Genomic DNA, 6,000 nt, shown 5'->3' with positions numbered 1-6,000 from the left:
TCCGTCCTGAATCCGGCGGCTCGATGCTGCTGGGCGCCGTCGGTCAGCTGCAGTTCGAAGTGGTGCAGCACCGCCTGAAGGCCGAATACGGTGTCGACATCCGCCTGATGCCTTGCCGCTTCGTGGGCGCACGCTGGATCACGGCTGACACGCCCGAAGCGATGAAGAAGTTCTGCGACGAGAACGCCTCCAAGCTGGCGCTCGATGCCGCCGACACCCTGGCCTACATGATGACCTCGGCGTATGACTTGCGCCTGACGGCCGAGCGCCACCCCCTGGTGCACTTCCATCCGCTGCGCGAACATGCGGGCTTGAGCTTGTCGACGCAGTAAGTCGCCTGGAACCTGACAAGCGCACCCCGGCCATCGTGGGTGCCGCTGATTCTCTTGTGTGTGCTGGGAGGCATGGCATGAGCACAGACCGTGTGGACCGCAGATGGGGCCTGCTCGCGTTCGGCCTGATCTGGGCGTTGACCAGCCTGTACGTGCTGCGCCACTTCTACGTGCTGGGCGGCATGCGCGATTCGCTGTGGTTTGCCGGTCTGGCACACCACGGCGATCTGGCGATGTCGGATCCACCATCCGTGGCCTTCGCGCAAGGGTCCTCGTTCTTCCACACACACTTCAGCCCGGTCTTCTACCTGCCCAGTGCGCTCAGCTACCTGACGCCGCTGCCACCGGCGGCCTGGTACGCCCTCTGGTACGGCCTGATGCACGGGCTGCTGGCACTGAGCTTCCATGCGCTCATCGCCCCCCTGATGCGCCTGAGCGGCCTTCCGGCCGCCCGTGGCATCGGTGCCGCGCTGGCCTGCCTGTTTGCGCTCAACGGCAACGCCATGATGGCGCTGCAAATGCCCCACTACGAGATGCTGATCCCGGCACTGACCGTGGGGGTGTTGGCGCTGGCCACACAAGGGCGCGCGACAGCCGCCCTGCTCTTGCTCGCCTTGACCATCCTCGTGCGTGAGGATGCCGGCTTGCACATGGCCGCGCTGCTGCTGCCGGCCTGGGCCTGGCAACGCTTCGTCCGCACCGATCAGGCCCACGTGGCGCTCACATCCCACATCGGCAGACTGGGTTGGCTGAGTCTGGCTGGCGCCATCCTGTGCCTGTTGATCCAGAAGCTGGGCTGGGGCGACAACGGCATGCTGGTGCGCAACTATCTGGGACAGCCGCCACTGGCCCACCTCAGCGCCGAGTTGCTGCAAGTGCGCTGGACGAATCTGCTCCACGAGCGCAGCTATCTGTGGCTGCCGATCCTGATCTGCGCAGCCTGGGCCATGGCCGAGCGTCGCGCCTTGATCTTGTGGGGTTGTCTGGCCTACCTGCCATGGCTGGCGCTGCAATTCGTGGCCAAAGAAGAGGTGATGGGCTCCCTGTCCTGGTACTACGCCTTCCCGGCCATCACGTCCCTGGCCTGGCCCATCGTGGCCTTGCGGGTGCATGGGGCGCCCTCACAAGCCCAGGCCAGACGCGCCGTGTGGTGGATGGGCGCCTTGCTCATCTCCACCTTGTTTGGCCGCGTCAACGGGCAATACATGGTCTACCCATGGCAGATCATGCAGCAGCTGAACAACCCGCTGCCCACCATCCAGGCCGATGAAGGCTTCATGAGCGTGCTGACGCAGCATTCGGCCAAGCTGGGCCAACTGCGGCTGGACAATGGCGTCATCGCCTTGCGCCCACGCAACTTCGCAGCTGCTCAACGTGCGGAAGTGCCCTACATCGACCAGCAATCCATCGACACCCTGATCTGGTTTGATCCCGGTGGTTTTGACAGCCGATGCTGGGCACTGGCGGATCGCCAAGGCTTGCGCTACCGCTTCGCCGTACCTGGTTCGCCCATCGTCATCGCCAGCCGCTTTGACCTTCTGCAAGATCCGGCCTGGCGGCCTGTGCTGACCCGCACGGATCTGTTTGCCCGGCGCACCCGGACGCCCTTGCCGCTGAGCGCACAGCAAGGCGGCTTGCACATCGGCCCCGACACACCGGCAGGCGTGGTGGCCCAGGCCCCTCGCCTGCGCCGCACAGACGGCCTGTACACACTCGACAGCATCAGCCTGGCGCCGGGCCCTTACCTGTTGGAGGCCCACATCCGCCTTGAAGACCTCAGCGATGACGCTCCGATCTTGTTCACCTTGCGCCGCCAGCACGAATGGGCGCCTGAACTCAACGAGGAACTGGTCGTCACGCGCGACAAGCTCGAAGCTCTGGGCGGGCAGCGTTATCGCCTGACATGGCCGCTGACCATGCCATCGCGCGCGGGCGATGCCTACTGGGCCGGCATCGGGCAGATCGAATGGCTGCATGCTGGACGTGGCAGATACACCATTGAAAGCTGGTCGTTGCAGGCCAAACCAGCGGCGCAGTGAGCAGGCCACTTCCCATTGCGCATGCCGCATGAGGCTCACGTCCCGCCAGACAAAAGCACTGTCAGGATTGGTTACATGGCCACATCGCTGGAGCGCTACACTGCCGCCCGCGCTCAATAGCGCCAGTGCTTAATAAAAAACTTCAGGGATCTGCGATGACATTCAAAAAAGCCCCCTTTGGCTGGGGCCTGACCTTGGCCGCCACTTTGGTTCTGCAAGCCTGCGGCGGTGGCGGCAGCTCAGACACGGCGGCCAACGACCCAAGCGCACAACCGTCCAACATCGCCCATGCGCAAGGTGTTGTGTATGACGCCACCACAGGACAGCCCCTGTCCGGTGTCACGATCACGTCTGGCGACACCGTTCAGACATCAGACGCACAAGGCCACTTTGACCTGACCCAAAAGACCGGCAACAGCCTGGACGTCAAGGCTTCGTTGTCAGGTTACGGCGATGGCCAGGCACATATCGAGATCAGCGCCAGCAACCCCAACGCCCATGTCGTTATCAGCTTGAACAAGGTGGCGGTGAACCAGGCCTTGAACGTCAGCACGGGCGGCAGCGTGACGGTTCCCAACTCCACGGCCCAAGTCACCTTGACCGCCGACAGTGTGGTGGATGCCGCCACCGGCGCCGCCACCACAGGGCAAGTCAATATCTCGATCGCGCAGATCGACCCCGCCAGCCAGACCAGTGCCATGCCCGGCAGCTACAAAGCTGACAATGGTCAATCGATCGAAAGTTTCGGCGCCATCCAGGTTCACCTGACAGATGCAGCAAGTGGCAAGCCACTGCAACTGGCCGCAGGCAAGACCGCCACCATCCGCATCCCGGTCAAGACCCGTTCGCTGACTGTCCCCGCAACCATTCCGCTGTACTACTTCAAGGAAAGCACGGGCCTGTGGGTGCAAGAAGGCAGCGCCACGCTCAAGCATGACGCCAAGCTGGGCGACTATTACGAAGGCACCGTCAGCCACTTCAGCACCTGGAACGCCGACAAGCCCATCGAACAGTCCGTGCACGTCACAGGTTGCGTGCGCAATGCCGACAACTCCATCCCCACGCAACCAATCAGCGTGATCACCGATGGCCTGGACTACAGCGGTGCGGCTTTCGCATCCGTCGATGCCAACGGCCAGTTCGACATCATGCTCAAACGCAATGGTCGCGCCACACTGACGGCCAGCAGCAGTGAGATCAGCACATCGCCGCTGACACTGGAAGCCTCGGCCACGGACACCAAGCTGGCCAACTGCCTGATCTTGAATGCGAATGCCCTCCCGGTCAAACCCGTCTTCCTGCTGCAACCAATGGCTGCAGGCATGCTGGTGGAAGGTCAACCCGGGATGCTGCTGGCCGGCGCACAAGGTGCTGGCCTGGTTCGCTACCAATGGTTCCGCGATGGCGCGGCACTACCCGGCCAGACCTGGCCCATGCTGCAGATCGCCCAGTTGACTGCCGCCGACGCAGGCGCCAAGTACACCGTCGTGGCAACGAACCAAGGTGGCAGCACCACCAGCAATACGCTGGTCCTGACGCTGACATCGGCCACGGCGCAGGCACAACAAGCCGCTTTCTATGCGCTGTTGGATGCGGTCATGGAACCCCTGAATCTGAGCGCTGCAGCCAGCGCCACCGTGGACATTGACTTGGGGCAGATGCTCGCACCAGCCCAAGTCTGCAGCAGCGGGCAAATCAGCACGCTGACGCTGGACGGCCGCAAGGTTGTCGGTGGCGAGCCCATCACACCAGACGCTACGCATCAATTGAATGCCACGTTCAGCAGCTGCACGCCCGTTGACGGCACACAATTCAGTAGCACCAATGGCGTACTGTCTGGCTCGATCGCGGCGTCTGTGTTCTATGGCTCGAACGGCAACTTCACGGACACGGCCGTCCTGACCAACCTTGGCGACGCCAACACGAAGCTGCAATCCAGCGGGGTGTTCAAGTCCTCCCAGACTTTCAACGGTAACCTCGTCGCCAACGCATGGGCACCACAAGCAGGCGCCACCGTAACCCACGTGACCGTTGACGGCAACCACACGCTGACGTACACGGGCGGCAGCATGGTCTCCAGCGTGAACACCGACAACCAGTCGAGCAACGCCAGCTACCAGAACCTGAGCTTCACCATTGACAAGGTGGACTACGTGCTCACGGGCCAGATGTCGACGCCCATCTTGCTCACGGACGAACTCAAGCTGCAATCAGGCGGCAAGACCATCGCCCGCATGTACTTTGACTCGACCAACCGCCTGCCTCGCGTGGAGATCATTGGCACCGTGCCAGCGTTCTGACAACAGCCTGAGCCTCAGGCCTGCGGCATCCAGAACTGATCAATGTTCTTGAAGCCCCAGGTCGAGGGTGATTCGCGAGAGACGATCTGGTCGGTGGTGCTGCCATCGCCCAGATCGATCAACTGAGGTGGAATAGGCTCATTGGCCTTGGTCGAGAAAAACACCCGCACCATCGGGCTGAGCAAGGATTTGCCACCCTGCTCCACCACCACACCCAGACGCCCGGACTTGAGCTTGACCAGCGAACCCGTCGGGTAGATGCCGATGCTCTTGACGAAGGCCTGGAAGATGCGCTCGTCAAAGTGGCCATCCTTGGCCCACTGCGCCATCTTCTGGATGGACTCGGCCGGATCCCATCCCGCCTTGTAGGGCCGGTTGGAGGTAATGGCGTCATACACGTCGCAGACGGCGCCCATCTTGGCAAACAAGCTGATCTCGTCACCTTGCAGGCCATGCGGATAGCCCTTGCCATTGACCTTCTCGTGATGGTGCAGGCAGACATCCAGCGGAATCGGCCCCACACCATTGCCCTCAACCAGCATGCGGTGCCCGGCTTCAGGGTGCCCCTTCATGATGGCGAACTCGGCCGGCGTCAAGGCGCCCGGCTTGTTGAGCACCTCCAGCGGCATCAAGGCCTTGCCCAGGTCATGCACCAGACCAGCCAGGCCAGCCTCACGCGTATCGGCCTCATTGAGGTGCAGGTGCTTGGCCAGAGACACCATCAAGGCGCACACGGCCACGGAATGCATATAGGTGTAATCGTCGCTGGTCTTCAAACGCGCCAGGCTGACGATGGCGCCCGGGTTGCGTGACACCGACTGGGTGATGTCGTCCACCAGAGGCAGGCAATGTTCGGTGTCAACGGCCTTGCCCAGGCGGGCGTCGTTGAACATGGACTTCATCGCACCGCGCGATTGCTCCACGATGCGTGAGGCGCGCACCAGCTCCTGCTGGAAGCTCACGCTCATGGCCAGTGGCGCTTCGTCCTCGGGCAGATCCATGACCTCAACGGCGGGGGTCGCATGAGGCACCTCAACGTCATCCATGAGGTCCATGGGCACGCTGGGTGAATCCACATCCAGGCCCTTGCTGGTGTCAATGATCACTTCCTTGACCACCGCCAGCTGTTTGAGCTGACGGGCATCCCTGACCACAAACGACGCGCGCCAGAACGGGTGATCCAGCCACGAGCCGCAAACCTCGTGGACAAACATGCCTATTCGCAGTTGTTGGATCGGGATCTTCCTGAGCATGATCGTGAATGGATACGCCAAATCAGATGAGACAGGTACACAGGGGAATCCTAGGTCGGCTGAGCACAACTCGGTC

The 6,000-nt window shown here is 62.4% G+C and carries 3 protein-coding genes and 1 pseudogene; 3 read left to right on the top strand and 1 reads right to left on the bottom strand.

Features of this window, described 5'->3' with window-relative positions; genetic code table 11:
* The 3 genes and pseudogenes from EPO09_RS16730 to EPO09_RS16720 form a co-directional block, all read left to right on the top strand.
* Positions 1-332: pseudogene (locus EPO09_RS16730) on the top strand (peptide chain release factor 3); the annotation flags it as partial.
* A gap of 77 nt (positions 333-409) precedes the next feature.
* Positions 410-2,371: a hypothetical protein gene (locus EPO09_RS16725; RefSeq protein ID WP_290644656.1), complete on the top strand. Its 1,962-nt coding sequence runs from the start codon at positions 410-412 to the stop codon at positions 2,369-2,371.
* A gap of 155 nt (positions 2,372-2,526) precedes the next feature.
* Entirely contained in the window at positions 2,527-4,671 is a 2,145-nt protein-coding gene (locus EPO09_RS16720) for a carboxypeptidase-like regulatory domain-containing protein (protein WP_290644654.1), read from the top strand.
* 14 nt (positions 4,672-4,685) lie between these two features.
* Here the strand turns inward: EPO09_RS16720 and EPO09_RS16715 are convergent, their stop codons facing one another.
* Positions 4,686-5,924, bottom strand: coding sequence for an HD-GYP domain-containing protein (locus EPO09_RS16715; RefSeq protein WP_290644652.1), 1,239 nt, complete (start codon positions 5,922-5,924; stop codon positions 4,686-4,688).
* Between the last annotated feature and the right edge of the window lie 76 nt (positions 5,925-6,000).

It is taken from the genome of Aquabacterium sp., assembly GCF_004297345.1.
Taxonomy (GTDB): domain Bacteria; phylum Pseudomonadota; class Gammaproteobacteria; order Burkholderiales; family Burkholderiaceae_C; genus Aquabacterium.
The sequence above is the reverse complement of the archived record's forward strand: the minus strand, read 5'-3'. Positions and strand labels throughout refer to the sequence as shown.

Bases quoted from the DNA above. Each gene is read 5' to 3' on its own strand.
- EPO09_RS16715 (WP_290644652.1), bottom strand. From the start codon at position 5,924: ATGCTCAGGAAGATCCCGATCCAACAACTGCGAATAGGCATGTTTGTC.
- EPO09_RS16720 (WP_290644654.1), top strand. From the start codon at position 2,527: ATGACATTCAAAAAAGCCCCCTTTGGCTGGGGCCTGACCTTGGCCGCC.
- EPO09_RS16725 (WP_290644656.1), top strand. From the start codon at position 410: ATGAGCACAGACCGTGTGGACCGCAGATGGGGCCTGCTCGCGTTCGGC.